The 26,225-nt window shown below is 71.3% G+C and carries 20 protein-coding genes and 1 tRNA gene; 9 read left to right on the forward strand and 12 right to left on the reverse strand.

The genetic code is table 11. The annotated features are described in order from the left end of the window. Positions 1-8: 8 nt before the first annotated feature. Entirely contained in the window at positions 9-2,741 is a 2,733-nt protein-coding gene (gene ppc / locus ACNYS0_RS24245; protein ID WP_422476589.1) for a phosphoenolpyruvate carboxylase, read from the forward strand. A 1-nt stretch (position 2,742) separates the two neighbouring features. On the opposite strand, the gene ACNYS0_RS24250 is transcribed toward ppc, so the two are convergent. The 7 genes from ACNYS0_RS24250 to ACNYS0_RS24280 all read right to left on the reverse strand — a co-directional run bounded on the left by ACNYS0_RS24250 (position 2,743) and on the right by ACNYS0_RS24280 (position 8,367). Beyond that, positions 2,743-3,198, reverse strand: a complete 456-nt coding sequence (locus tag ACNYS0_RS24250) for a hypothetical protein (protein ID WP_422476590.1) — start codon at positions 3,196-3,198, stop codon at positions 2,743-2,745. Positions 3,199-3,273: 75 nt separating this feature from the next. Next, positions 3,274-3,867, reverse strand: a complete 594-nt coding sequence (gene pth, locus ACNYS0_RS24255) for an aminoacyl-tRNA hydrolase (protein ID WP_422476591.1) — start codon at positions 3,865-3,867, stop codon at positions 3,274-3,276. A gap of 95 nt (positions 3,868-3,962) precedes the next feature. Further along, positions 3,963-4,556 carry a 50S ribosomal protein L25/general stress protein Ctc gene (locus ACNYS0_RS24260; RefSeq protein ID WP_422476592.1) on the reverse strand — a complete coding sequence of 198 codons (594 nt, stop codon included), beginning with the start codon at positions 4,554-4,556 and terminating at the stop codon, positions 3,963-3,965. Positions 4,557-4,731: 175 nt separating this feature from the next. Beyond that, the gene (locus tag ACNYS0_RS24265) at positions 4,732-5,709 is read right to left on the reverse strand and encodes a ribose-phosphate diphosphokinase (RefSeq protein WP_327662973.1); all 978 of its coding nucleotides are present in this window, start codon (positions 5,707-5,709) and stop codon (positions 4,732-4,734) included. 130 nt (positions 5,710-5,839) lie between these two features. After that, positions 5,840-7,297, reverse strand: a complete 1,458-nt coding sequence (glmU, locus tag ACNYS0_RS24270) for a bifunctional UDP-N-acetylglucosamine diphosphorylase/glucosamine-1-phosphate N-acetyltransferase GlmU (RefSeq protein ID WP_422476593.1) — start codon at positions 7,295-7,297, stop codon at positions 5,840-5,842. Between the two features lie 115 nt (positions 7,298-7,412). Further along, positions 7,413-7,483 (reverse strand) — tRNA-Gln (locus ACNYS0_RS24275). An 11-nt stretch (positions 7,484-7,494) separates the two neighbouring features. Further along, the gene (locus ACNYS0_RS24280; RefSeq protein WP_422476594.1) at positions 7,495-8,367 is read right to left on the reverse strand and encodes a hypothetical protein; all 873 of its coding nucleotides are present in this window, start codon (positions 8,365-8,367) and stop codon (positions 7,495-7,497) included. A gap of 158 nt (positions 8,368-8,525) precedes the next feature. On the opposite strand from ACNYS0_RS24280, the gene ACNYS0_RS24285 reads away from it, so the two are divergent. Beyond that, the gene (locus tag ACNYS0_RS24285; protein ID WP_422476595.1) at positions 8,526-9,842 is read left to right on the forward strand and encodes a sensor histidine kinase; all 1,317 of its coding nucleotides are present in this window, start codon (positions 8,526-8,528) and stop codon (positions 9,840-9,842) included. Positions 9,843-10,756: 914 nt separating this feature from the next. Here the strand turns inward: ACNYS0_RS24285 and ACNYS0_RS24290 are convergent. Both ACNYS0_RS24290 and ACNYS0_RS24295 read right to left on the reverse strand, forming a co-directional pair. Continuing rightward, positions 10,757-11,254 (reverse strand): SUKH-3 domain-containing protein, encoded by a 498-nt coding sequence (locus tag ACNYS0_RS24290; protein WP_327662976.1) that lies wholly within the window; start codon positions 11,252-11,254, stop codon positions 10,757-10,759. Further along, a complete protein-coding gene (locus tag ACNYS0_RS24295; RefSeq protein ID WP_422407855.1) occupies positions 11,254-11,814 on the reverse strand; it encodes a YwqJ-related putative deaminase in 561 nt (186 codons plus the stop codon). Before ACNYS0_RS24295 ends, ACNYS0_RS24290 begins: the two co-directional genes overlap by 1 nt. Positions 11,815-12,113: 299 nt before the next feature. Between ACNYS0_RS24295 and ACNYS0_RS24300 the strand changes: the two genes are divergently transcribed. The 5 genes from ACNYS0_RS24300 (at position 12,114) to def (ending at position 18,700) form a co-directional block, all read left to right on the forward strand. Further along, positions 12,114-13,106 (forward strand): SMI1/KNR4 family protein, encoded by a 993-nt coding sequence (locus ACNYS0_RS24300; protein WP_422476596.1) that lies wholly within the window; start codon positions 12,114-12,116, stop codon positions 13,104-13,106. A gap of 7 nt (positions 13,107-13,113) precedes the next feature. Next, on the forward strand, positions 13,114-15,756 hold the full coding sequence (locus ACNYS0_RS24305; RefSeq protein WP_422476597.1) for an SUKH-4 family immunity protein: 2,643 nt from the start codon (positions 13,114-13,116) through the stop codon (positions 15,754-15,756). Between the two features lie 67 nt (positions 15,757-15,823). Then, positions 15,824-16,822: an LCP family protein gene (locus tag ACNYS0_RS24310; protein ID WP_422476598.1), complete on the forward strand. Its 999-nt coding sequence runs from the start codon at positions 15,824-15,826 to the stop codon at positions 16,820-16,822. 152 nt (positions 16,823-16,974) lie between these two features. Further along, positions 16,975-17,877 (forward strand): coiled-coil domain-containing protein, encoded by a 903-nt coding sequence (locus ACNYS0_RS24315; protein WP_422476599.1) that lies wholly within the window; start codon positions 16,975-16,977, stop codon positions 17,875-17,877. 220 nt (positions 17,878-18,097) lie between these two features. Continuing rightward, positions 18,098-18,700, forward strand: a complete 603-nt coding sequence (gene def / locus ACNYS0_RS24320; RefSeq protein ID WP_422476600.1) for a peptide deformylase — start codon at positions 18,098-18,100, stop codon at positions 18,698-18,700. A gap of 7 nt (positions 18,701-18,707) precedes the next feature. On the opposite strand, the gene ACNYS0_RS24325 is transcribed toward def, so the two are convergent. The 3 genes from ACNYS0_RS24325 to ACNYS0_RS24335 form a co-directional block, all read right to left on the reverse strand. After that, positions 18,708-20,348 carry a sodium/solute symporter gene (locus ACNYS0_RS24325; protein WP_422476601.1) on the reverse strand — a complete coding sequence of 547 codons (1,641 nt, stop codon included), beginning with the start codon at positions 20,346-20,348 and terminating at the stop codon, positions 18,708-18,710. Beyond that, the gene (locus tag ACNYS0_RS24330; RefSeq protein WP_422476602.1) at positions 20,345-20,752 is read right to left on the reverse strand and encodes a DUF485 domain-containing protein; all 408 of its coding nucleotides are present in this window, start codon (positions 20,750-20,752) and stop codon (positions 20,345-20,347) included. The genes ACNYS0_RS24325 and ACNYS0_RS24330 overlap by 4 nt, the downstream gene beginning before the upstream one ends. 116 nt (positions 20,753-20,868) lie before the next feature. Further along, the gene (locus tag ACNYS0_RS24335; protein ID WP_422476603.1) at positions 20,869-22,431 is read right to left on the reverse strand and encodes an MDR family MFS transporter; all 1,563 of its coding nucleotides are present in this window, start codon (positions 22,429-22,431) and stop codon (positions 20,869-20,871) included. A 296-nt stretch (positions 22,432-22,727) separates the two neighbouring features. Here ACNYS0_RS24335 and ACNYS0_RS24340 point away from each other — a divergent pair, with 296 nt between their 5' ends. After that, positions 22,728-23,516 carry an ABC transporter ATP-binding protein gene (locus ACNYS0_RS24340; RefSeq protein WP_399237561.1) on the forward strand — a complete coding sequence of 263 codons (789 nt, stop codon included), beginning with the start codon at positions 22,728-22,730 and terminating at the stop codon, positions 23,514-23,516. Beyond that, a complete protein-coding gene (locus tag ACNYS0_RS24345; protein WP_422476604.1) occupies positions 23,513-26,098 on the forward strand; it encodes an ABC transporter permease in 2,586 nt (861 codons plus the stop codon). Before ACNYS0_RS24340 ends, ACNYS0_RS24345 begins: the two co-directional genes overlap by 4 nt. Positions 26,099-26,225: the final 127 nt, after the last annotated feature.

Below are 26,225 nucleotides of genomic sequence, written 5' to 3' on the forward strand. Positions count from 1 at the left end.
CCGCACCTGTGAGCAGTGCCGACGAACAGACCGCTGCGACGAGCGCCGAGCTGCGCGCCGACATCCGTCGGCTCGGTGACCTGCTGGGCGAGACCCTGGTCCGCCAGGAGGGCCCGGAGCTGCTCGAGCTGGTCGAAAAGGTCCGCCGCCTGACCCGCGAGGACGGCGAGGCCGCCGCCGAGCTGTTGCGCGGCACCGAGCTGGACACCGCGGCCAAGCTGGTCCGCGCCTTCTCCACCTACTTCCACCTGGCCAACGTCACGGAGCAGGTGCACCGTGGCCGCGAGCTGCGCGCCATGCGGGCCGCCGAGGGCGGACTCCTCGCCCGCACCGCGGACCGGCTCAAGGACGCCGACCCGGACCACCTGCGCAACACGGTCAAGCACCTCAACGTGCGGCCCGTCTTCACCGCGCACCCCACCGAGGCCGCCCGGCGAAGCGTCCTCAACAAGCTGCGCCGCGTCGCCGAGCTCCTGGAGACCCCGGTCCTGGAGACCGACCGCCGCCGCTACGACACCCGGCTGGCCGAGAACATCGACCTCGTGTGGCAGACCGACGAGCTGCGCGTCGTGCGCCCCGAGGTCACCGACGAGTCCCGCAACGCGATCTACTACCTGGACGAGCTGCACGCCGGCGCCGTCGGCGACGTCCTGGAGGACCTCACCGCCGAGCTGGAGCGCGTCGGCTTCAAGCTCCCCGAGGACAGCCGGCCGCTCACCTTCGGCACCTGGATCGGCGGCGACCGCGACGGCAACCCGAACGTGACGCCCGCCGTCACCTGGGACGTCCTGATCCTCCAGCACGAGCACGGCATCAACGACGCGCTCGACATGATCGACGAGCTGCGCGGCTTCCTGTCGAACTCGATCCGCTACACCGGCGCCACCGAGGAGCTCCTCACCTCGCTCCAGTGCGACCTGGAGCGCCTCCCCGAGATCAGCCCCCGCTACAAGCGGCTCAACGCCGAGGAGCCCTACCGGCTCAAGGCCACCGCGATCCGACAGAAGCTCGAGAACACCAAGACGCGGCTCGCCAACAACACCCCGCACCAGGACGGCCGCGACTACCTCGGCACCGCCGAACTCCTGCACGACCTGACGATCATCCAGACCTCGCTGCGCGAGCACCGCGGCGGCCTGTTCGCCGAAGGCCGCATGAACCGTACGATCCGTACGCTCTCCGCCTTCGGCCTCCAGCTCGCCACGATGGACGTCCGCGAGCACGCCGACGCCCACCACCACGCGCTCGGCCAGCTCTTCGACCGGCTCGGCGAGGAGTCCTGGCGCTACGCCGACATGCCGCGCGACTACCGCGGCAAGCTGCTCGCCAAGGAACTGCGCTCGCGGCGCCCGCTGGGCCCGACCCCCGCGCCGCTCGACGCCGACGGCGAGAAGACGCTCGGCGTCTTCCACACCATCCGCAAGGCCCTCGAAGTCTTCGGGCCCGAGGTCATCGAGTCGTACATCATCTCGATGTGCCAGGGCGCCGACGACGTGTTCGCCGCGACCGTCCTCGCGCGCGAGGCGGGCCTCATCGACCTGCACGCCGGCTGGGCGAAGATCGGCATCGTGCCGCTCCTGGAGACGACGGACGAGCTGAAGGCCGCCGACACGATCCTCGAGGACATGCTCTCCGACCCCTCGTACCGGCGCCTCGTCGCGCTCAACGGGGACGTCCAGGAGGTCATGCTCGGCTACTCCGACTCCTCCAAGTTCGGCGGCATCACCACCTCGCAGTGGGAGATCCACCGCGCCCAGCGCCGCCTGCGCGACGTCGCGCACCGCTACGGCGTGCGCCTTCGCCTCTTCCACGGCCGCGGCGGCACCGTCGGCCGCGGCGGCGGCCCCTCGCACGACGCGATCCTCGCCCAGCCCTGGGGAACCCTGGAGGGCGAGATCAAGGTGACCGAGCAGGGCGAGGTCATCTCCGACAAGTACCTGGTGCCGTCCCTGGCCCGCGAGAACCTGGAACTGACCGTCGCGGCGACATTGCAGGCCTCCGCCCTGCACACGGCGCCGCGCCAGTCCGACGAGGCCCTCGCCCGCTGGGACGCCGCCATGGACGTGGTGAGCGACGCGGCCCACGCCGCGTACCGCGAGCTCGTCGAGGACCCCGACCTGCCGCACTACTTCCTCGCCTCGACGCCGGTCGACCAGCTCGCCGACCTGCACCTCGGCTCGCGGCCCTCACGGCGTCCCGGCTCCGGCGTCTCCCTCGACGGCCTGCGCGCCATCCCGTGGGTGTTCGGCTGGACCCAGTCCCGGCAGATCGTCCCCGGCTGGTACGGCGTCGGAAGCGGCCTCAAGGCGCTGCGCGAGGCCGGCCTCGACACCGTGCTCGACGAGATGCACGAGCAGTGGCACTTCTTCCGCAACTTCATCTCCAACGTCGAGATGACGCTCGCCAAGACGGACCTGCGGATCGCCAAGCACTACGTCGACACGCTCGTGCCCGACAACCTCAAGCACGTCTTCGACGCCATCGTGGCCGAGCACGAGCTGACCGTCGCCGAGGTCCTCCGCATCACCGGCGGCACCGAACTCCTCGACGCACAGCCCGTGTTGAAGCAGACGTTCGCGATCCGCGACGCCTACCTCGACCCGATCTCGTACCTCCAGGTCGCCCTGCTCAAGCGGCAGCGCGACGCGGCGGCCGCCGACGAGACCCCGGACCCGACGCTCGGCCGCGCCCTGCTGCTCACCGTGAACGGTGTGGCCGCGGGCCTGCGCAACACCGGCTGACCTAGAAGCTCAGGGCGGCGAAGGCCGCCGTAAGCAGCGCGAAACCGGCGCCTCCCGTGATCCACGTGAGGCGCCGGTCGCGTATCCCGCCCGCGAGCACCACCGACGCCAGCAGCAGCGCACCGCCGAGCGGCACCCAGGCATGCAGAAATCCGGCCGTGCCCGCGCGCACCGCATCGGTCGAACTCGGCTTGAGGACCACGGGGAAGCGCGCGCCCTTCTTCTCCCCGATCGAGCGGTCGATCGTCACGCTCGCATGCCGCACGGCGGTGGGGGAGGCCGGAGAGAACGAACCGGCGCAGCTCTCTTCCACGCACCGGCTCACCGTCATCGTGCCGCGCTCACGGCCCGTCGGGAACATCACGTGCTGCGCCGCACCCCACGACGCCCACACGCCGGCGATCAGCAGCAACGCGGCGACCACGGCCGCCGCGACTTGGCGGGCAACAGGCAACATGGCCGGGATCCTTGGCCATCACCCCGCGCACGGTCAACTCCCGGCCGGATCCCGCCCCCGACAAGTCCGTACAGGTCAGGAGTTGTACGTCGACTGCGCCCGCTCAAGGCCCTCGATCACCAGCGCCTCCGCGGCATCCGCCGCGCGGTCCACGAAGTAGTCGAGCTCCTTGCGCTCCGTCGACGAGAAATCCTTCAGCACGAAGTCCGCGACCTGCATCCGCCCCGGCGGCCGACCGATCCCGAACCGCACCCGGTGGTAGTCGCTGCCCAGCGACTTCGTGATCGACTTCAGACCGTTGTGCCCGTTGTCGCCGCCGCCCAGCTTCAGCCGCAGCACCCCGTAGTCGATGTCCAGCTCGTCATGGACCGCCACGATGTGCTCCGTCGGCACCTTGTAGAAGTCGCACAGCGCCGTCACCGGACCACCCGAGACATTCATGTACGACATCGGCTTCGCGAGGATCACCCGGCGGTTCAGCGGCCCGGGAGGACCGATCCGCCCCTCGACGACCTGCGCCTGCCCCTTCGTCGCCCGCTTGAACTTGGCGCCCATCCGCCGCGCCAGCAGATCGGCCACCATGAAACCGACGTTGTGCCGGTTCATCGCGTACTCCGGACCAGGGTTGCCGAGCCCGGCGATCAGCCAGGGAGCGTTCTCGTCGGACATGCACATTCCTTACGGCTACGTCGTCGGTGCGTCGAAACAGAGATACGGGGTGGTGGGCCGCGCCCACCACCCCGTACAGGTCAGACCCTGAAGGCTCAGGCCTCCGCGGCGGCCTCGTCGCCCTCGGCCTCGGCCGGGGCCTCCTCGGCCTGCGCGGCCAGGACCTGGAGGACGACCGCGTCCTCGTCGGTGGCCAGCGTGGTGCCCTTGGGCAGCGCGATGTCCTTGGCGTGGATCGAGGCACCGGCCTCGAGGCCCTCGACGGAGACGGTGACCGACTCGGGGATGTGCGTGGCCTCGGTCTCGACCGACAGCGTGTTCAGCACGTGCTCGAGCAGGTTGCCACCCGGGGCCAGCTCGCCCTCGGTGTGGATCGGGAGCTCGACGGTGACCTTCTCGCCGCGCTTGACCTGGAGCAGGTCGACGTGGACCAGGAAGCTCGTGATCGGGTCACGCTGCACGGACTTCGGGATGACCAGCTCGTTGCTCTTGCCGTCGATGTCCAGGTTGATCAGGACGTTCGGCGTACGCAGGGCCAGCATCAGGGCGTGCGAGTCGAGCACGATGTGCTGCGGGTCGTTGCCGTGGCCGTAGACGACACCGGGGACCTTCTCGACCATGCGCAGACGGCGGGAGGCACCCTTGCCGAACTCGGTGCGGGTCTCGACGGAAAGCTTGACCTCGGACATGCTCTTCAACTCCTCGTAGAAATAGGGGGCCTTGAGAAAAGGCGGTCACCCGGCCACGAACGGCCTGCTACGAAGAGCGCGTCGATAACGGATCGCCGTACAAAAAAGTACGGCCTCCCTCGCCGAGCAACTTCGTCAGTCTACTCGGCGAGGAAAGCCGTACCCAAATCGATCTTTACGCCTCGCCCTCGAAGAGGCTGGTCACCGAGCCGTCCTCGAAGACCTCGCGCACCGCGGAGGCGATCGTCGGAGCGATCGACAGGACCGTGATCTTGTCCAGCTCCAGCTCGCCCGGCGTCGGCAGCGTGTCCGTGAACACGAACTCGCTCACCTTGGAGTTCTTCAGACGGTCCGCGGCCGGACCCGAGAGCACACCGTGCGTCGCCGTCACGATGACGTCCTCCGCGCCGTGCGCGAACAGGGCGTCGGCGGCGGCGCAGATCGTGCCACCGGTGTCGATCATGTCGTCGACCAGGACGCAGACGCGGCCCTTCACGTCACCGACGACCTCGTGGACGGTCACCTGGTTGGCGACGTCCTTGTCACGGCGCTTGTGCACGATCGCCAGCGGGGCGCCGAGCCGGTCGCACCAGCGGTCGGCCACGCGCACACGCCCGGCGTCGGGGGAGACCACCGTCAGCTTGTTCCGGTCGACCTTCGCGCCCACGTAGTCCGCCAGGATCGGCAGCGCGAACAGATGATCCACCGGGCCGTCGAAGAAGCCCTGGATCTGGTCCGTGTGCAGGTCCACCGTCAGGATGCGGTCCGCACCCGCGGTCTTCATCAGGTCCGCGACCAGACGCGCCGAGATGGGTTCACGCCCACGGTGCTTCTTGTCCTGCCGCGCGTAACCGTAGAACGGCACGATGACGGTGATGGAGCGGGCCGACGCGCGCTTCAGCGCGTCGATCATGATCAACTGCTCCATGATCCACTTATTGATCGGAGCCGTGTGGCTCTGGATCAGGAAGCAGTCGGCGCCGCGAGCGGACTCCTGGTAGCGGACGTAGATCTCGCCATTGGCGAAGTCGAACGCCTTGGTCGGGACGATCCCGACACCGAGCTGGTGCGCGACCTCCTCGGCAAGCTCGGGGTGGGCGCGGCCAGAGAAGAGCATCAACTTCTTCTCGCCCTGCGTCTTGATCCCGGTCACAGCACTAGTCTCCTCAGACGAGTTCGTCCGCCGCAGCTGCCCGCGCGTCCCTTTAGCAGCGAGCCAGGCGAATCGTGAGCACCTATCACGGTACGCCGTGTCGGGCGCACCTGTTTCCGGTCAGACCGCCTCAGTCAGCGGTTTCCGGGTTCCGGGACGCCGCCTCCGCCGCCCTGGCGGCCGCGCTCCCCGGACGCTTTCGGGCCACCCAACCCTCGATATTCCTTTGCTGGCCCCGCGCCACGGCCAACGAACCCGCCGGCACATCCTTCGTGATCACGGACCCGGCGGCGGTGTACGCACCGTCCCCGATAGTGACAGGAGCCACAAACATGTTGTCCGAACCGGTCTTGCAGTGGGACCCGACGACCGAGTGGTGCTTGCTCTCCCCGTCGTAGTTCACGAAGACACTCGCGGCACCGATGTTGGTGAAGTCACCGATCGTCGCGTCACCCACGTACGACAGGTGCGGCACCTTCGTGCCCTCACCGATCGACGAGTTCTTCGCCTCCACGAACGTCCCGATCTTCGACTTCAGACCCAGCCGAGTACCGGGGCGAAGGTAGGCGAAGGGCCCGACGGACGCCTCCGGACCGATCTCCGAGCTGTACGCGACCGTGTTGTCCACGTGCGCCCCAGCGCCCACCCGGGTGTCCGTGAGCCGGGAGTTGGGGCCCACCACGGAACCCTCGGAGAGGTGCGTGGCACCGTGCAACTGCGTGCCGGGCAGGACGGTGGCGTCCCGCTCGAAGGTCACCGTGGCGTCGACAAACGTACTGGCGGGGTCGATGACCGTGACACCGGCGAGCATCGCCTGCTCGAGGAGACGGTCGTTGAGCGTGCGGCGGGCCTCCGCGAGCTGCACACGGTTGTTGATACCGGCGATCTCACGATGGTCGCCCGCCACGGACGCACCGACCCGGTGCCCCGCCTCACGCAGAATCCCGAGCACGTCCGTGAGGTACTCCTCACCCTGCGAGTTGTCCGTCCGCACCTGCTTCAGCGCCTCGGTCAGCAGCCGCCCGTCGAACGCGAACACACCCGAATTGATCTCATTGATCGCGCGCTGCGCCTCGGTCGCGTCCTTGTGCTCCACGATCGCGGTGACGGCCCCCGAGACGTTGTCCCGGACGATCCGCCCGTAGCCCGTCGCGTCCGGGACCTCGGCGGTCAGCACGGTCACCGCGTTGCCGTCGGCGGCGTGCGTCGCGGACAGCGCCTTGAGGGTCCCGCCGGTGAGCAGCGGGGTGTCGCCGCAGACCACGACGACGGTGCCGTCCAGGCCGTTGTCGGGGTTGAGGTCCTCGAGCCCCATCCGCACGGCGTGCCCCGTGCCGTTCTGCTCCGCCTGCACGGCGGTGCGGGCCCCGGCGTCGATGGTGTTCACATGCGCGGCGACCTTCTCCCGCTCGTGGCCGACGACCACGACGAGCTCCTGGGGCTCCAACTCGCGGGAGGCGGCGAGTACATGACCGACGAGCGAACGGCCACAGAGTTCGTGCAGGACTTTCGGAGTGGCCGACTTCATACGGGTGCCCTCACCCGCTGCGAGTACGACGACGGCTGCCGGGGTGTTGGCGCTGCTCACGGGTGGGCCCTTCGGCGTCGGATGCGTTGTGGGGTGGACATCCGCAGGATACCGGGGCGTTTTGGGGCGGGCAGGGGGGCGGGGCCCGACCGTTTCGATCGGGCCCCGCACGGTGCTCCCGGGGAAGGAATCGAACCCTCATTCAATGGACCAAAACCATTTGTCCTGCCATTAGACGACCCGGGATGGTTCGTCCGCTATGTCCGATTTCTTGGATCACTCGCGGAGGCAGCCCCTACTATGCCGTACCAAGCGCCTTCGATGCGACGGTACAGCTCGGCGCTCTGGAGAACCTTGATCGCGAGGCAGCCTCGGTAGGCCTCTCCGACGTTCTTGCGCACGGTCTTCGGGTTGTGCTTCTTGAGCGTCGTCTTGTAGAAGGCGTCGCGGTCGGAGTCGACGAGATCCGCCCAATACTGCTCGGCCGCCGGCACGTCCGCGGATTCGTGGATCATCACGCAGAAGCGCAAGCGGCGGCGATCGACCTCGAGCAGGTCGAGCCAAGCGAGGAAGACCCGGATCATGCCCGGGTCGCTGTTGACGAATGTGACGGTCTCGCGTCGCGCGTGCGGTTTGTCCTTCGTTCCCTCGGCCCAGTACAGAGCCGTGCCGACGAGGAACAACTCGCGTTCCGACAGCTGCCCGACCTCCAGGCGGGCGGCCTCCTTGGTGCGTGACCGCTCCGTCTCTCGCACCGCGTGCTCGTGCTCCCACCTCTTCCGCGCCGCCAGTCCGGCCTGCTCCGACGCGGCGGTCCGCTCCGGCTTCGGCAGATCTCGCACCCACAGCGAGATCGAGCTCTTCGAGCAGCCGAGCTCGACCTGGATCCGGTCGTAGGTCCACCCCTGGAGGCGCAGCTCGCGGGCGCGGTCGCGCAGGTCGTCCTTGGCGTTGGGGCGGCGGGTCCAGTCCGGGGCGGGCTCGCCCTCCAGGAGGCGGTTGAGGAGGTCGTTGTTGTCGACGTGGATCCGGTCGCGGATCTGGCGGCGGCTCAGGCCCTCGCGGCGGAGCTGTACCGCCTGCTCGCGGAGAGACTCGAAATCGGCGTACTTGCCTGTGGCGTGCGTCATGGGCACAGATTCCGGGGGAGCCGGGGCGCCGCGCGGGTGTTCCGTGGGGGTTCGCTGGGATGTGTGGTCGAGTTATCCACAACGTGGGGGTTGTCCACAGGTCCAGGGCGTCGAAACTCACCGGAAAACGGGCACCGGACGCCCGTAGTCTGGAAGGCATGACCACAGCGGGGGAAGTTCACCGAGTCGCGGCCGGGGGGCCGTGGTGGTGGGCGCGGCGCAGGGCCGTCGCGCTGGATGTGGTGCTTGCGGTGGCGTCCGCGGTGGAGTGTGCCGTGGAGGGGGTGCCGTTCGCGCACAAGGCCGGTCTTCCGGTCTGGGTGGGGGTCCTTTTCGGGGCGCTGACCGGTTCGACGCTCGTGCTGCGGCGGCAGTGGCCGATCGCGGTGGTGCTGATCTCGGTGGCGGTGACGCCGGCGCAGATGGGCGTGCTGCTCACGGTCGTCGGGCTGTATTCGCTGGCGGCGTCCGAGGTGCCGAGGCGGATCATCGGGGCGCTCGCGGGGATGTCGTTCCTGGGCACGTTGATCGTGTCGGTGGTGCGGGTGCAGCAGGACTCGGCGGCGCACGCGGACACGTTCCAGGTGGCGAACTGGGTCGTGCCGTTCCTGGCGATCACCACGGCGCTCGGGGTGACGGCTCCGCCGTTGCTGCTGGGCCTGTACGTGGGGGCGCGGCGCCGGCTTATGGATTCGTTGCAGGAGCGGAACGAGTCGCTGGAGCGGGAGCTGGGGCTGCTCGCGGAGCGGGCCGAGGAGCGGGCCGAGTGGGCGCGGGGCGAGGAGCGGACGCGGATCGCGCGGGAGATGCACGACGTGGTGGCGCACCGGGTGTCGTTGATGGTGGTGCACGCGGCGGCGTTGCAGGCGGTGGCGCGCAAGGACCCGGAGAAGGCCGTGAAGAACGCGGCGCTGGTGGGGGACATGGGGCGGCAGGCGCTGACCGAGCTGCGGGAGATGTTGGGGGTGCTGCGGGCCGGGGATCCGGTGCCGCGGCGTGCGGACAGGATGCCGTTGGAGGCGGTCGGGGTGGCCGCGGCGGCGGCGGCCTCGCGGGCCGAGGCAGAGGTGGACGGTGGGCCGCTGCTGTCCGAGGTGGAGGAGTTGGTGGAGCAGTCGCGGGCGGCCGGGATGGTGGTCCAGGTGTCCGTGGAGGGTGAGGTCCGGGCGTATGCGGCCGCGGTGGAGCAGACGGCCTACCGGGTGGTTCAGGAGGCGCTGACGAACGTGCACAAGCATGCGGCGGGTGCGAAGACGTACGTCCGGCTCGCGCATCGGGGCGCGGAGGTGGCGATGCAGGTGGAGAACGAGCCGCCGCCGGAGCCGGGTGCTGCCGCGTCGGCCGGGCTGCCGTCCGGGGGAAACGGTTTGGTGGGCATGAAGGAACGCGTGGCCGGCCTCGGCGGCGTCTTCGTCTCGGGCCCGACGGACGCGGGTGGCTTCCGGGTGTCGGCGGTGCTTCCGGCGGCGTCGTAGGCGGGGCCCTCCGGGTGGGGGCGGGGTGGTGCTGCCGGGCGGCGTGATGGTGGCGCGGCGCCAGGGTTTGTGGCCGGTGTCGGGTTGGTGCCTGGCGTGATGGTTGCGCGGCGGCGGTGCCCGGGTGGCTGTGTCCGATGCCCGCTCACCTCCCACCCCCCGCCCCCTCCGGGGGCTCCGGCCCGCGGAGGTCGGCGTCTCGCCGTGCCGCGCCCGGGATTCGGCGTATCGAGCCCGGCGTCTGCCGTGATCGGTGCGGTGCCCGTGGCTGTGCTTGTCCGGGGCTCGGCCCGCGCTCGTGCTTCGCGGCACCTGCCCGTGGCTGGGGCCGTCGTATCGGGTGCGCGGCACCGGGGGCCGCCTTGCCCACCCTGCCGCCCAAGGCGGCAGATTGCCCAAGGCGGTGGCGGCCGGCCGTCACGGGTGGGGAGCCGTGGTGGGCGGCGGACGACCCAGGCCGGTGACGGCACCCGACGCCGGCACCCGGCACACCGACACCCGGCACACCGGCACGGGCACCCGGCACCGACACCCGGCACCGGCACAGGCACCCGGCACCGGCACAGGCACCCGGCACCGGCACCCGGCACAGGCACCCGGCACCGGCACCCGGCACAGGCACCCGGCACCGGCACCCGGCACCCGCACCGGCCCCCCGTGAGGCCGAAGCCCCCGGAGGGGGCGGGTGGGTGGGAGATGAGCGGGGGGGAAAAGAGGCACGTCCGTGGGCGTGAGGCGGCGCGTTGTCCGAGGGACCGTTGGCGTCCGCGGGCACGTCCGGGGATGCGGTGCCGCGGGCACGTCGCGGTCCGGGGGTGCGGTGCCGCGGGCACGTCGTCGGCCATGGGCGGTGGTGTCGCCCAAGGGCGTCGCACCGTACGCGGACGGTCCGGCCCCCGTAGGGACCGCCCCCGCTATCCCGGAGGGGACAGGCGGGGCGGCTGGAGGCCGGTGATCAGGGTGGAGAGGGCCTCGTCTATGTCGGGGCCCAGGTACCAGTCGCCGCTGTGGTCGAGGGCGTAGATGCGGCCCTCCGTGTCGATCGCCAGGAGCGCCTCCGTGCCCGACTCGGCCCCCAGCGGAGCGAGTTCCGTGTCGAGGGCGCGGCCGAGGTCGCCGAGGGTGCGGGCCGCGTGGAGGCCGTGCAGCGGGTCCAGGTGCGGCTGGGCGGGTGCGATGTGCCGGCCGGGCCCCGTGGGCGTCAGGTGGAGGCCGCCGAACTCCGCCCAGGCCTCGACCGCCGCCGGGAACACCGAGTGGCGGTGCCCGGCGGGGGAGACGTGGGTGCGCAGCGCGTCCGCCCAGAACTCCGCCTGCTTGATGTCCCAGCGGCCCGGCTGCCACCCGGCGACGCGCAACGTGGCGTCGACCAGGTCGGAGAAGCGGGCGTCCTGGGAGGTGGGGTGGGGCATCAGTGCGCGGCCTCGTTGTCGTCGTGCGGGGTGTCGGTGTCGGGGGCCACGACGTGGACGCCGAAGTGGGCCGTCAGCGCGGTGCAGGCGCGGCAGGGGCGGGCGAATCCGCCGTGCAGCGGGTCCCCGTCCTCGCGGATGCGCCGGGTGGTGAGCTTGGACTGCTTGAGGGCCTTGCGGGCCTCTCCGATGGTCATGGGTCTGCGGCGGGCCCGCTTCGACTTCTCCGTGCGCTCGGTGTCGCTCGCCGTGAGATGCCGGGAGACGAGGATGGCCTCGGCGCAGCGCCCGGTGAAGCGGTCGCGCTGCGCGCTGGTCAGCGTGTCCAGGAAGTCCTGGACCAACGGGTGCAGGTCCGGGGCCTTTTCGCCGCGGGCCGCGGTCGCGGTGAGGGTGGTGCCGCGGACGGAGAGGGCGGCGGCGACGGTGGGGAGTATGCCGTCCCGGCGCACGCGAAGGGTGGGGACGGCGCCGTCGTCGGTGGCGCTCCAGCCGACGCGCGGGTCGTCGCCGGGCTGCTCGTCCGCGGGTGCAGTTTCCTCTGCGGTACCGCTGCGCATCTGTTGTTTCCCCTCCTGCAGTTCCCCACTGCAATCCCCCTGGTTGCCTGCACAGACTGCCAAACGGGCCCGGAGGTTTGGAAGCCGGACCCCGATCTCGGCGCTGTCACGCCCGATCGTCACGTCGTGGTGATGCTCGGGTGACTGCTGGTCATGGAACCGGAGGCCCGGTGACCGGTGTCGCACAACCGCATAGGCTGTCGTTTGATTCGTACGGATCAGGAGCAGGTCCGGAACAGACCCGGAACAGCCCCGGGACAGATCCGCATCCGTCACCAGCGCCGCAGGGGGCAACAGCCATGACGACAGGTCGGCTCGGGCAGCAGGCCGCGCCGCCGAACGCGGCTTATGCCGGGCAGGTCGTGCACTTCCCGGACCCGGTCCGCGCCGCCCGTCATCCGCGCGGGGTGCGTGTGGACGGTGACGGTTTCCCGGATTTCGCCCCGTATGCCCGTGCCGTCGCGGAGATCGCAGATCCGCCGCAGGGCTTCGGTGTCGACGAGTTGCGGCTGACGGACTACGTGTCGGCGAACGCGGCGCTCGCCGCGTCCGGGCACGAACTGTGGGACACGGTCCCGCAGGTGGCGACTCCGCACGGCTGGACGTGGCACCACGCGCGCGGCTCGCGGCGGCTCGAACTGGTCCCGGTCGAGGTGAAGGCGCTGCTGCGGCACCACGGCGGTCTGGCGACGGCGGCGGTGGACCAGCACAAGCGCGGTACGCGGCCGTTGCAGGACACGCGGCCCGTGCACTTCGGTCTCCCGAAGTCCGGGGTCGCGGTGACGGAGAGCCAAGTGCTGTCCGCGGAGGAGGACTTGGGTTACCGGCTGCCGGGGGCGTACCGCTCGTTCCTGAAGGCGGGTGGTGGTTGCGCGCCTGTCGGCACGGGCCTGGACGCCGAGTTGGGTCTGCTGGTCGATCAGCCGTTCTTCACGGTGCGCGACGAGGCGGCCGTGAACGACCTCGTGTATGTCAACAAGTGTCTGCGTGATCACCTGACGAAGGACTATCTGGGTGTCGCGTTCGTGCAGGGCGGGCTGCTCGCCGTGAAGGTGCGGGGCGAGGCGGCCGGTTCGGTGTGGTTCTGCGCGTACGACGACGCGCGGGACAGCGGAGAGACGGCGGAGCTGCCGGTGGCCGAGCGGGTGGAGCGGCTGCTGCTGCCCTGTGGTGCGGACTTCGACGATTTTCTGTCCCGGCTCGCGGGCAGTCCGCCGGAGTTGGAGACGGTGGCGAATCTGATGGTGGACGGCGGCTTCGCGCGTGCCGTCCCGGTCGCCGGTGGGGAGTGAGCTTGCGATGGTGACGTTCGCGCAGGCGCAGGAGCGCGCCGAGGAATGGATCAACGGGGACGTGCCCGCGTACCAGCACCGTGAGGTGCGGGTGCGGGAGTTCGAGCTGGGCTTCGTCGTGTGGGCGGAGGACCGGGAGGCCGGTCCGGTGTCCGACGGCGGGCGGCAGCGCCTGGTGATCGCGCGGGACAGCGGGGACGCCTCGCTGTGGCCCTCGCTGCCGGTGGGCGAGGTGATCCGGCGGTACGAGGAGGAGTACGGGCTGCCGGACGCGCCGGCCGGTCCGGCGGCGCCGCAGCCGCCGGAGCGGGTGGACCTGAACCAGACGTCGTTCCTGCTGACTCCTCCGGAGTGGTTGCAGGAGGCGGCGGACAAGAAGGCGGACGCGCCGGGGCCGGTGGCTCCGGCCGCTTCGGCCCCGCCCGCTTCGGCCGGCGGGACGCCCGCGGACGCGATTCCGGCCGCGGCGCGTGCCGAGCCGCGGGATGCCGAGCCGCAGGACGCGGTGCCTCCGCTGCCGGTCGACGCGACGCCGTGGGCCGGTACGGACACGAACGGGGTGGGCGACGAGGAGGACCGTTCGGTCCCGCTGCCCGACACGGTGTTCTCGCCGCCGCTCGCCGAGGACGCGCCGCCGCCCGGTGCCGTGCCGGACACGCACACGGCCCGCTTCGTGGGCGGCAGCCAGTTGCCGCCGACGGCGGTGTCCCCTGCGCTGGACAAGGAGCCGGAGGGGGCGCCGTACGGCTACCCGCAGGGTTCCCCCGACGCGGCGGCCCGGCCGCCGGCGGCTCCGCCCTCGTACGGCTACCCGCAGGGCGCGATCCCGCCGCCCCCGCCGCCGCCTCCGTCGGAGGGCCCTGTCTCGTACGCCCGTCCGCAGGGCCCGCCCGACGCGGCGGCCCGGCCGCCGGCGGCTCCGCCCGCTCCTTCGTACGGTTTTCCGCAGGCCGCGCCCGACGCGGGTTCCCAGCCGCCGGCCTCGTTCCCGCCGCCCGCTCCGGGGACCGCGATTCCCGGGCCGCCGCCTCCGGGTGCTTCGTACGGCTATCCGCAGGAAGGGCCCGAGGGGCGCGACGCCGCGGGCCGGCCGCTCGCGCCCGGCGCCGGTGACATCGCGAACGCCGCGACCAGCAAGGCGGAGCCCCCGCGGGGCGGTGGCGCGCAGACTCCGCCGCCGCCGGGACCGCCCGGCGCCCCGGCGGGCGGCTATGTGCCGACGCAGATGGTGTCCGCGCCCGGTCCGGACGGGCCGCCGGAGACGCCCGGTACGCCCGGCCCGCCGCCGCCTCCTGGTGCTCCCGGCGCTCCCGGTGAGGGCGTGCATCACGCCGCGACGATGCTGTCGGGCCCGCCGCCCGGCGGCCCCGCGGGCCAGACCCCGCCGCCTCCTGGCGCCCCGGGAGTCCCGGGCCCGCCGCCTCCCGGCGCTCCCGGTGCTCCTGGCGAGGGCGTGCACCATGCGGCGACGATGCTCTCCGGCCCCGCCCCCCAGGGCCCCGGTCCGATGCCCCCTGGCCCGCCCCCGCCGCCCGGCGCCCCGGGTGGCCACCAGCCCCCGCCGCCCGGGCCCATGCCCCCGCCCGCTCCCGGTCAGCAGGTCCCCGGCCCGCCCCCGGCGGCGTACGGGTATCCGCAGCCGCAACAGCCCCAGCAGCCCGCCCAGCCGGTGGGGCAGCCGACGGTGGGTCCCGGGTACCAGGCCGTGCTGCGCTACCGCGCGCCCGACGGGTCCGAGCAGCAGCTCATCCGGCGGTCCGCGCCGGGGACGCCGCACCCGGAGTGGCAGATCTTCCACGAGCTGCGCGGCATGAGCATCCCGCCGGACCAGGTCCTCGAACTCCACACGGAGCTGGAGTCCTGCTCGCTGCCCGGTGCGTACTGCTCGCGCATGATCAAGGAGCAGTGGCCGCAGGCGCGGATCACGTCGATCGCGCCGTACGGCACGGATCACGCGAGCCGTCAGCAGGGCATGCAGCAGCTTCTCGCGCACCAGGGCGAGCTGCACCAGGTCGCCGACGGTCCGGCGCGTCCGGCCCCGGTGCGCGCCCCGCTCCAGCCCGCGCAGCCCGCGCCCCCGGCCGCGCCGGAGGCGATCGCGCAGGAGCTGGCGGCGGCGTTCGGCCCCGGTGTGTTCCGGTTCGACCAGCGGGCCGTGTCGCGGCAGGGCGTTCCGGACACCGTGGCGCACACGCTCGTCGTCGCGGGTCTTCCGTCCGACTTCGGGCCGTTCTTCTGGGCGCAGGCCCAGCCGGGCCGCCCCGTGCCGACGCTCGCCGAGCTGGCGCAGGAGCGTGGCGTCCAGGCGGCGTCGGACGCGGGTTCGTACCTCGTGATGGGCAGCGACTTCGGCAAGGCGCTGTGCGTGCAGTACGGGACGGCGAACATCGTGGCCGTGCCGGTGGAGGCGGGGCCCGACGGTGCCCCGGCCCCGCCGCAGTTCGTGAACAGCGGGCTGCCGGAGTTCGCCCGCTCGCTCGCGCTGCTCGGCCGGATGTGGCGGCTGCGCTTCGGGCTCAACCAGGAGCAGGCGGGCCGCTGGACCGTCGACTTCCAGGCGGAGCTGAACGCGATCGACTCGGCGGCGCTCGGTTCGCCCGAGACCTGGTGGTCGGTGCTGCTGGAGCAGATGTGGGACGGCCTGCTGTAGGCGCGTACGTACGGATGTGAGGGGCGCTCGACCTGCGGGATCGGTCGGGCGCCCCGATCATGCGCACATGGCAGGTGAGTGGAGTGAGCCGACGACGGTGCGGACGACGCGGCCGCGGCGGCGCTGGCCCCGGCGGCTCGCGCTGACCCTGCTCGTCGTCCTCGTGGTGCTCGCCGCGTACGGCGTCGGCCTGTATTTCTGGGCGGGGTCGCGGTTGCAGACGACGGACGCGTTCAGCGACTACGAGGGCCGTCCGGCGGCGGGTGCGGGCACGAACTGGCTGCTGGTCGGTTCGGACTCGCGGGAGAACCTGACGCCCGAACAGCGCAAGGACCTGCACGTCGGCAACGACGAGGGCAATCGCACCGACACGATCATGGTGCTGCACTACGGGGACAACGGCCCGTATCTCGTCTCGATCCCGCGCGACTCGTACGTCTCGATCCCGGGACACGGCCAGAACAAGATCAACTACGCGTACTCGGTGGGCGGCGCGAAGCTGCTCACGCAGACCGTGGAGCAGTCGACGGGGCTGCGCATGGACCACTACGCGGAGGTCAGCTTCCTGGGCCTCGTCGATGTCGTGGACTCGCTCGGCGGGGTCGAGATCTGTGTGGCCGACGGCGGCCTCCACGACGAGAAGTCGGGCGCCGACTTCGACGGGGGCTGCCAGACGATGAACGGCACGCAGGCCCTCCAGTACGCGCGGGCCCGCTACTCCGATCCGACCGGCGACCTCGGCCGGGTCAAGCGGCAGCAGCAGCTGGTGGACGCGATCGCCGCCAAGGCGCTCAGCCCGGGGGTGCTGGTGCCGCCGTGGAACCTGATCCCGTTCATGAGCGCCTCGCTCGACGCGCTGACCGTCGACCGGGACACCGGGGTCGCCGCGCTGGCGAACATGGGTGTCAAAATGTCGGACCCGGCCGCGACGACGACGGTTCCCGTGGGCAGTGAGCCCAATGTTTCGGGGGCCGGGGACGTGGTGATGTGGAACGAGAGCGAGGCCGATCAGCTCTTCACGGCACTGCGCGAGGACAAGGCGATTCCGACTTTCGACGGCAATTGACGCATCCTGGACCGAGTGGGTCGACCTGGGTGCCACGTGTGTCGGATTGTGGCCGCCTCCGGTTGTTCCATCAAGATGTGCGCCAATCGCGCAAAATGTCGTAGATCGGGCCTGCCGATGCCGGTCGGTGCCTTGCCGGAGAGGGGATCCAGATGAGCGGTGCGGGTGGAGCGGAGTCGTCGCAGTACGGCTTCGTCGTCGTACGGGGCCGGGGCTACCGGCCCCAGCAGGTGGAGGCCGCCGCCGCGACGCTCTCCGGGGAACGGGACGAGGCCTGGGAGCGGGCCGCGCGCCTGACCGTCCTCGCCAAGGAGATGGAGGAGGAGGCGGAGCGGCTGCGCGAGGCTGTCGCGAACCTCGCTCCGCAGACGTACGAGTCGCTCGGCAAGCGGGCCCAGTACCTCCTGGAGCTGGCCGAGGAGGAGGACGCCGCCGTGCGCGGCGCCGCGCGGGACGACGCGCAGGCCGAGGCCGACGCCGCGCGGGCGGCGGCCGACGAGGCGCGGGACGACGCGCAGGCCCACTCCGACGAGGTGCGCGCCAAGGCCGAGGAGTACGCGCAGCGGCGCATCGCCGCCGGCCAGGCGGAGGCCGACGACATCAGGGTGGCCGCCCGGCGCGACGCGAAGCAGACCCGGGGCGAGGCCCTGGAGGAACTGCGCGCGATGCGTGAGCGCACGGACGCGGACCTCGCCGCCCAGGCGAAGGAGCACGCCGAGCGGACCGAGGAGGCGGACCGGGAGGCGGCCGAGCAGGTGGCCGCGTCCGAGGCGTGGGAGGCGGGCGCCGTCGCCGAGGCCGAGGAGCGGCTGTCCGCTGCGAAGCGGGCGCTCGGCGAGACCGAGGAGGAGGCGCGGCACGGCCAGGAGGACGCGGAGGCCGCCGCCGCGGAACTGCTCGCGCAGGCACGCGCGCGTGCGGAGCGGATCGAGCGGGAGACGGAGTCGATCCTCGAGGGGCACGAGGAGGAGCGGGAGGAGCTCCGCGCCCATATGGAGCACGTCCGGGAGTCGCTGTCCGCGCTCACGGGCAAGGCCTCGGCCGACACGGAGTGACGGCCACCCGTCCTCCGCCCACGGGGCTCCGCCCCGGACCCCGCGCCTCAATCGCCGGCGGGGCTTGATGGATCAAGCCCCGCGGGAGTTGGTATTTCAAGCCCCTGCGGCGATTGAGCAGCGGGGTCCGGGGCGGAGCCCCGTGGCGTGGGGGCGGACGAGCGCACCGTTAAGGTGGGCGGTCGTCAAGTGGTGGGCGGATGCGAGAGGTTGAATCGGCATGGGTGATGGCCAGCTGACACCGGAGGTCGAGCGGGGAACGGTCCGCCGCATCACCATCGTGGGCGAGGACATCCTGCGCCGCCGCTGCGCCCCGGTCACCGACACCCTCTTCGGCACGCCGGAGCTCGACCGCCTGATCGACGACATGTTCGCCACGAACCACGTCGCGCACGGCGCCGCCATCGCCGCCAACCAGGTCGACGTCGACCTCCAGCTCTTCGTCTACGACATGGAGGACGACTGGGGCGTGCGCCACACCGGCCACATCTGCAACCCCGTGCTCGACGAGCAGCCCCCGGCGGAGCGCAGGCTCGTCGACGAGATGGAGGGCTGCCTCTCCGTGCCGGGCCCCTACAAGTCCGTGGCGCGCGCCGACCACGCCGTCGTGCGCGGCCAGGACAAGGACGGCAGTCCGATCGTCGTCGAGGGCCGCGGCTACTTCGCCCGCTGCCTCCAGCACGAGACGGACCATCTGTACGGCCGCCTCTACATCGACCGCCTCGCCAAGCGCGAACGCCGGGACGCGCTGCGGGAGATGGAGGAGCTGAAGGACGGCGTCCTCGCGCGCCGCGCCGAACTGGCGGAGCGGCTCGGCAAGTAGCGCACCCTCAGCTCCGCGTGGTGTCGCCGGCCGGCGCCGTCGGCGAGCCCGCCAGGATCCACGCCTCCACGGCCTCGTACTGCTGCCGTTGCGCGTCGGCCCTGCGCCGGTCCGTGAGGACCGTGCCGAGCCAGCCGAACAGGAAGCCCAGCGGAATGGACACGATGCCCGTCGTCGTGAACGGGAACCAGTTGAAGTCCATGCCGGGGAACGCCGAAGTGGGCGAGCCCGACACCAGGTTGGTCCCGGTCATCAGGACGGCGCAGGCGACCGTGCCGCCGAGCAGCGTCCACAGCAGGCCCGTCCGCGTGTAGCGGCGCCAGAAGAGGCTGTAGACGAGGGCCGGGGCGATGGCGGAGGCGCCCAGGCCGATCGAGAGCATGACCAGCGGTTGCAGGTTGCGGTGCTGGAACGCGCAGGCGAGGGTGATCGCGAAGGCGCCGACGCCGAGGGCCGACATCCGGGCGATCGACAGTTCCTTACGGCCCGTCAGGTCCCGTTTTCGGTACGCCAGCACATCGTGTGCGAGGGAGTTCGCGCAGGCCAGGATCATGCCCGCGACGGAAGCCAGCAGTGTCAGGAACAGCGCCGTGGTGACGGCGGTGAACAGCAGGGACTCGCCCGTGCTCGTCGTCGCGCCGAAGACCGCCCGCGCCCCGAGCAGATACGCCGTGTTGCCCTGCCGGTCGGCCGCCGCGATCGCCGGGGCGCCCAGCATCGCCGTCGCGCCGAAGGCGACCACGGAGATGACCAGGACGAAGAGGCCGACCGCGGACACCGCCCAGGTCATCGAGCGGCGCACCTCGCGCGCGTGCCGGGCCGTGTACATGCGCATCGTGACGTGCGGCAGCGCGGCCCCGCCGACGACCACCGTCAGCTCCGAAGTGATCATGTCGAGGCGGGGGGCGGGGCTGTGCGCGAACTGGAGGCCCGAGGACAGGTAGGCGTTGCCCGCACCGCTGCCGTGCGCGGCGGCCGTGAGCAGGGTTCCGGGATCCCAGTCGAAGCGGCGCAGGACGAGGACGGCGATCACCGCGCCCGAGCCGAGCAGCATCACGATCTTGAAGATCTGGATGACGGCGGTGCCCTTCATGCCGCCGATCGCCGCGTAGCTGATCATGAGTCCGCCGAGCGCGATTACGCAGGCCGTCTTGAAGGTCTCGTTGGTGAAGCCGAGCAGGAACGCCAACAGGTCGCCCGCGCCCGCCAGTTGGACCAGCATGATGGGCATCAGGGCGGCGATCGTCGCGACGCAGGCCGCCATCCGTACGGAGCGGCCCGGCATCCTGCGTGCCAGGGTGTCGCCCATCGTGAACCGGCCCGCGTTGCGCAGCGGTTCGGCCAGCAGGAACATCAGCAGCATCAGGGAGAGTGCCGTGCTCAGGGCGAGCGCCACGCCGTCGTAGCCGAGCAGCGCGATGACGCCGCCGGTGCCGAGGACGGTGGCCGCGGAGATGTAGTCGCCCGCGATGGCCAGGCCGTTGCGGATCGGGCCGAGGTGGCCGAAGCCCGTGTAGAACTCCTCCAGGCTGTCGCGGTCGGGGCCGGTCATGATGCACAGCAGGAGCGTGATCGTGGCCACCGCCGTGAAAGCGACCAGGGACATGGCGTCGGTGGACGCGGCGGCAACGGTTTGACCTGGGGTCATCGCGCGTAGCCCCCGCCCGTGCGGTGCTGTCGGCGGATGCGGTGGACGAGCGGGTCCACGCGGCGCCGCGCCGTGTACTCGTACAGGAGCAACGCCAGGCAGGTGACCGGGAGTTGGCACAGTCCGATGAGGAGTCCTGTGGAGAGGCCGCCGGTGGCCGAGCGGTTCATGAGGCCCGGCGCGAACGCGGAGAGCAGCAGGAAGAGCGTGAAGTAGCCGAGCGCCGTGAGGGTGGCGACGCGGCGCTGCCAGCGATAGGCGGTGCGCAGCAGGCGCAGTTCGCTGCTCGGGGCGTCGGGATGGCGGGGGAGGCGGTGCGAGTGGGGCTGGGAGAGGGGTGGTGTGCGGGGGTGGGAGTACGGCTGGAACGGATAGGGCTGCGATGGGTGCGGCTGGTACGACATCCCTGTTCTCCTTGCATGGCTCGGGTCCGCCGGGGACTGGGCGGACCGCAGGGAGTGCGTGGGGAGCCGGAACGTTACTCGTAGGTAGACGAGTTGGGGAGCGTTTGGTCGAACGATCAGTCCGTGCGGGGCGACTTTTCTTGTACGTGAGGTGAGTGTTGCTGGTGGGGGACTTGTGTCGCGGATGACTTTTCCTGTCCGCCCTCGTCCGGTATGGGGTCGGGGGGGTCCGATTCCAGGACGGGGAAGCGCCGCGGGGCCAGCGTCAGGAGGACGAGCAGGGCGACCGCGGCGGCGCAGGCCGCGCCGACGTACACCGAGTCGACGGCCGCGTCGATGGCCCGGCGCACCCCGTCGGTGCCCTTGTCGCGGGCCACCGAGTCGAGGTCGGCGCCGGAGCCGAGGCGGGCCGAGATCACTCCGTTGGCGACCGCGCCGAAGACGGCGGCGCCGACCGTCTGCCCGATCTGCCGGTAGAAGAGCACGGACGCGGTGGCCGTGCCGCGTTCGGCCCAGCCGACCGTGGACTGCACGCCGACGATGAGCGGGAGCTGGAAGAGGCCGAGGGCCGCGCCGAGCAGCAGGCTGAGCAGGGTGGGCTGCCAGACCTCGCCGGGGTAGGGCAGCAGCAGCGGGAACGCGGCGAGCAGCACGAGCGCCCCCGCCATGCCGAGCGCGGCCGTGTCGCGGAAGCCGATCCTGCGGTACACGTGCTGGCTCAGGGCCGCGGAGACCGGCCAGCTGAGCGTCATCACGGAGAGCACGAAGCCGGCGGCCGTGGGGGACAGGCCGAGGACGGACTGCGCGTACGTCGGCAGGAACGCGGTCGGCGCCACCATCAGCAGGCCCATCGCGCCGAGCGCCAGGTTGACCGCCGCGATGGTGCGCCGCCGCCACACCCAGCCCGGCAGGATCGGCTCGGCCACCCGCCGCTCGATCACGAACACGGCGCCGATGAGCCCGATTCCCGTACAGAGCAGGGCGATCGAGGGGGCGGACCCCCACGACCACGCGACGCCGCCCTGCACCAGCCAGGTCAGCAGCGCACCGCCGGCCGCGAACACCGCGAGCGCGCCCGCCCAGTCGATCCGCGGCCGCTCCGTGCGCTCCCGGCTCGGCTCGTGCAGATGACGTACGAGGAGGAAGAGGGCGACGGCGCCGATCGGCAGGTTGATCAGGAAGATCCAGCGCCAGCCCGCGTACGAGGCGAGCAGCCCGCCGAGCGCCGGGCCGAGGACCGAGGACGTGGCCCACACGGTGGACAACTTGGCCTGGATCCTGGGGCGTTCCTTGAGGGGGTAGAGGTCGGCCGCCAGGGTCTGCACCGTGCCCTGGATCGCGCCGCCGCCCAGGCCCTGCACCACCCGGAAGGCGATCAGGGCGCCCATGTTCCACGCGGACGCGCACAGCAGCGAGCCGATCAGGAACAGCACGCTGCCCGCGATCAGGACGGGCTTGCGGCCGAAGGTGTCCGACAGCTTTCCGTACACGGGGAGGGTGACGGTGACCGCGAGCAGATAGCCCGAGAACAGCCAGGAGAAGACGGAGAAGCCGCCGAGGTCGCCGACGATCTGCGGCACCGCGGTCGAGACGATGGTCGTGTCGAGCGCGGCGAGCGCCATGCTCAGCATCAGTGCGGCGACGACCGCCGCGCGGCGCCGGTCGGTGGTTCCCTGCATGCGTTCCCCCTGCACGTATCTACGTCAGGAGCTTAGGCGGGTGGAGGTGTCCCTGAGTAGAGGTCCACCGAGGGGTGGACCTCCCCTAAGGGGACCTCCGTAGAAGGAGGCAGGGTCGCTTCGTCCCGCTGGAGGACGAGGGGGCGCGGGGACCTTCGTAGCGTTCAGGGGTGGGGTTTTCCCCCCGAAAAGACGGGGCTTTTCTGCAAAGCGCCGGGGCACCCCGCTCCACCAGACTTGGCCGCACAAGGCGTTGTTCCACGCATCCGACGCGTGACCGACTTAGGAGACTTACCGTGACTACGGCTGCAACCATCCCCAGGCACGGGGGCACTGGACAGAGTTCGGCCGTCGCCGCGCGAGCGCGGCAACTGGTGAAGGCGTACGGGTCGGGGGAGACCCGCGTCGTCGCGCTCGACCACGTCGACGTGGACATCGCGCGCGGCCGCTTCACCGCGATCATGGGCCCCTCGGGGTCCGGCAAGTCGACGCTGATGCACTGCCTGGCGGGCCTGGACACGGTCACGTCGGGACAGATCTTCCTCGACGAGACCGAGATCACCGGCCTGAAGGACAAGAAGCTCACGAAGCTCCGCCGGGACCGCATCGGCTTCATCTTCCAGGCGTTCAACCTGCTGCCGACGCTGAACGCGATCGAGAACATCACGCTCCCGATGGACATAGCCGGCCGCAAGCCGGACGCCGCGTGGCTGCGCCAGGTCGTCGAGACCGTGGGGCTCGCCGAGCGCCTGAAGCACCGGCCCACCCAGCTCTCCGGCGGTCAGCAGCAGCGCGTCGCCGTGGCCCGGGCCCTGGCCTCCCGGCCGTCGATCATCTTCGGCGACGAGCCGACCGGAAACCTCGACTCGCGCGCGGGCGCCGAGGTCCTCGGCTTCCTGCGCCGCTCCGTCGACGAGCTGGGCCAGACGATCGTGATGGTCACGCACGACCCGGTCGCCGCCTCGTACGCGGACCGCGTCCTGTACCTGGCCGACGGCCGCATCGTCGACGAGATGGCGCGCCCGACCGCCGAGGCGGTCCTCGACCGCATGAAGGACTTCGACGCGCGGGGCCGCACGTCATGAGTGCCAACACGGTCATGAAGACCTCGCTGCGCAACTTCTTCGCGCACAAGGGCCGGATGGCCCTGTCGGCGGTCGCCGTCCTGCTCTCGGTCGCCTTCGTCTGCGGCACCCTCGTGTTCACCGACACGATGGACAAGACCTTCGACAAGCTGTTCACCGCCACGGCGTCGGACGTCACCGTCAGCCCCAAGGACGCCGAGGCCGAGGGCAGCGCCACCGGGCGCCCCGAGGCGCTGCCCGCGTCCGCGCTCGCCACCGTCCGGAAGGCGGAGGGCGTCAAGTCCGCCGAGGGCGCGGTCAGTTCGATGAACGTGACCGTGGTGAACTCCGACAACAAGAACATGGGGTCCACCACCGGTGCCCCCACCATCGCGGGCAACTGGACGCACAACGACCTGCGTTCCATGGAGATCACCTCCGGGCACGCGCCGCGCGGTCCCACCGAGGTGATGGTCGACGCCGACACGGCGAAGAAGCACCACCTCGCGATGGGCGACGAACTGCGCACCATCACCGCCTCGGGCGACATCAAGGCGAAGATCGCCGGCATCGCCTCCTTCAAGGTGACCAACCCCGGCGCGGCCGTCGTCTACTTCGACACCGCGACCGCGCAGCGCGAACTGCTGGGCAAGAAAGGGCAGTTCACCCAGATCAACGCCGCCGCGGACAGCGGCGTCAGCGACGCACAGCTCAAGAGGAATGTCGCCGCGGCCCTGAACACCGGCGGCACGTACAAGATCCAGACCCAGCAGGAGGCCGCGGACGCGAACGCGGCGGACGTCGGCTCCTTCATGGACGTCATCAAGTACGCCCTGCTCGGCTTCGCCGGCATCGCCTTCCTCGTCGGCATCTTCCTGATCATCAACACGTTCTCGATGCTGGTCGCCCAGCGCACCCGCGAGATCGGCCTGATGCGCGCCATCGGCTCCTCGCGGGGGCAGGTCAACCGTTCGGTGCTCGTCGAGGCGCTGCTGCTCGGCGTCGTCGGCTCCGTGCTCGGCGTCGGCGCGGGCATGGGCCTGGCCGTCGGCCTGATGAAGCTCATGTCCTCGATGGGCATGGACCTCTCCACCGACGACCTCACCGTGAAGTGGACGACCCCGGCGATCGGCCTGCTGCTCGGCATCGTCGTCACCGTCCTCGCCGCGTATCTGCCGGCCCGCCGCGCGGGCAAGGTCTCCCCGATGGCCGCGCTGCGCGACGCGGGCACCCCGGCCGACGTCAAGGCGGGCGTCGTACGCGGCGTCATCGGCCTCGTCCTCACGGCGGGTGGCGGCTTCTCCCTCTACCTCGCCGCGCAGGCCGACAAGGCGAGCCAGGGCGCGCTGTGGCTCGGCGTCGGCATCGTCGCCTCGCTCATCGGCTTCGTGGTCGTGGGCCCGCTGCTCGCGGGCGTCGTGGTCCGCGTCATCAGCGCGGTCCTGCTGCGGATCTTCGGCCCCGTCGGGCGGATGGCCGAGCGCAACGCGCTGCGCAACCCGCGCCGCACCGGCGCCACCGGCGCGGCCCTGATGATCGGCCTCGCGCTCGTCGCCTGCCTCTCCGTCGTCGGCTCCTCGATGGTGGCCTCGGCGACCAGCGAGCTCGACAAGTCGGTCGGCGCCGACTACATCGTCGAGGGCCAGGGCGGCATCAAGCCGCAGGCGGCCCGGGACCTCAAGCAGGTCGAGCGGGACGGGTACGTCTCCCATGTCACGGAGGTCAAGTACGTCAAGGCCGACCTGACCGCGCCGAACGGCGCGAAGAAGTCGGAGGAGCTGGTCGCGGCCTCCCCGACCTACGCCCAGGACCTGCGCCGCGAGACCACCTCCGGCGAGCTGTCGGCGGCGTACGGGAAGAACGCGATGTCGGTCGGCTCCGGCTTCGCGGAGAAGCACGGGGTGAAGGTCGGCGACACCATGACCGTCGCCTTCGACCACGGGCGCACCGCCAAGCTCAGGGTCGCGGCCGTCACCTCGGACGACACCACGTTCGACAAGGGCGCCATGTACACGAACCTGACGACGGCGGCGAGCTACCTGCCGGCGGACCGGATGCCGCTGAACGGGATGATGTTCGCGAAGGCGGAGCCCGGCAAGGCCGACCAGGCGTACAAGGCCCTGAAGGCCTCGGTCGCCGCCGACCCGACGGTCCACGTCAAGGACCAGACCGACTACAAGCAGACCCTGAAGGACCAGATAGGCCAGCTCCTGAACATGATCTACGGGCTGCTCGCGCTCGCGATCATCGTGGCGGTGCTCGGCGTCGTGAACACGCTGGCCCTCTCGGTGGTCGAGCGGACCCGGGAGATCGGCCTGATGCGCGCCATCGGCCTCTCCCGCCGCCAGCTGCGCCGCATGATCCGCCTGGAGTCGGTGGTCATCGCCGTCTTCGGCGCGCTCCTCGGCCTCGGCCTCGGAATGGGCTGGGGCGCGACGGCGCAGAAACTGCTGGCCCTGGAGGGCCTCGGCGTCCTGGAAATCCCCTGGCCGACCATCACGGCGGTCTTCGTGGCCTCGGCCTTCGTGGGCCTCTTCGCAGCCCTGATCCCGGCGTTCCGGGCGGGCCGCATGAACGTCCTGGGCGCCATCGCAACGGAGTAGCGGTCACGCAGGGGCTCCATATGTGGAGCCCCTGCGGCGATTGAGCAGCGGGGTCCGCGGCAGCGCCCCGCGACCGCAACGCCGTGGAGGCTGCCACATCCGAGGGGGCGAAACGGATCAAACGGGT

The organism is Streptomyces anthophorae (assembly GCF_049310305.1).
Taxonomy (GTDB): Bacteria; Actinomycetota; Actinomycetes; order Streptomycetales; family Streptomycetaceae; genus Streptomyces.

Bases quoted from the DNA above. Each gene is read 5' to 3' on its own strand.
- ACNYS0_RS24345 (WP_422476604.1), top strand. From the start codon at position 23,513: ATGAGTGCCAACACGGTCATGAAGACCTCGCTGCGCAACTTCTTCGCG.
- ACNYS0_RS24295 (WP_422407855.1), bottom strand. From the start codon at position 11,814: ATGCGCAGCGGTACCGCAGAGGAAACTGCACCCGCGGACGAGCAGCCC.
- ACNYS0_RS24305 (WP_422476597.1), top strand. From the start codon at position 13,114: ATGGTGACGTTCGCGCAGGCGCAGGAGCGCGCCGAGGAATGGATCAAC.
- ACNYS0_RS24250 (WP_422476590.1), bottom strand. From the start codon at position 3,198: ATGTTGCCTGTTGCCCGCCAAGTCGCGGCGGCCGTGGTCGCCGCGTTG.
- ACNYS0_RS24325 (WP_422476601.1), bottom strand. From the start codon at position 20,348: ATGACCCCAGGTCAAACCGTTGCCGCCGCGTCCACCGACGCCATGTCC.
- ACNYS0_RS24285 (WP_422476595.1), top strand. From the start codon at position 8,526: ATGACCACAGCGGGGGAAGTTCACCGAGTCGCGGCCGGGGGGCCGTGG.
- def (WP_422476600.1), top strand. From the start codon at position 18,098: ATGGGTGATGGCCAGCTGACACCGGAGGTCGAGCGGGGAACGGTCCGC.
- ACNYS0_RS24260 (WP_422476592.1), bottom strand. From the start codon at position 4,556: ATGTCCGAGGTCAAGCTTTCCGTCGAGACCCGCACCGAGTTCGGCAAG.
- ACNYS0_RS24310 (WP_422476598.1), top strand. From the start codon at position 15,824: ATGGCAGGTGAGTGGAGTGAGCCGACGACGGTGCGGACGACGCGGCCG.
- ACNYS0_RS24280 (WP_422476594.1), bottom strand. From the start codon at position 8,367: ATGACGCACGCCACAGGCAAGTACGCCGATTTCGAGTCTCTCCGCGAG.
- ACNYS0_RS24335 (WP_422476603.1), bottom strand. From the start codon at position 22,431: ATGCAGGGAACCACCGACCGGCGCCGCGCGGCGGTCGTCGCCGCACTG.
- ACNYS0_RS24300 (WP_422476596.1), top strand. From the start codon at position 12,114: ATGACGACAGGTCGGCTCGGGCAGCAGGCCGCGCCGCCGAACGCGGCT.
- ACNYS0_RS24290 (WP_327662976.1), bottom strand. From the start codon at position 11,254: ATGCCCCACCCCACCTCCCAGGACGCCCGCTTCTCCGACCTGGTCGAC.
- ACNYS0_RS24330 (WP_422476602.1), bottom strand. From the start codon at position 20,752: ATGTCGTACCAGCCGCACCCATCGCAGCCCTATCCGTTCCAGCCGTAC.
- pth (WP_422476591.1), bottom strand. From the start codon at position 3,867: ATGTCCGACGAGAACGCTCCCTGGCTGATCGCCGGGCTCGGCAACCCT.
- ACNYS0_RS24315 (WP_422476599.1), top strand. From the start codon at position 16,975: ATGAGCGGTGCGGGTGGAGCGGAGTCGTCGCAGTACGGCTTCGTCGTC.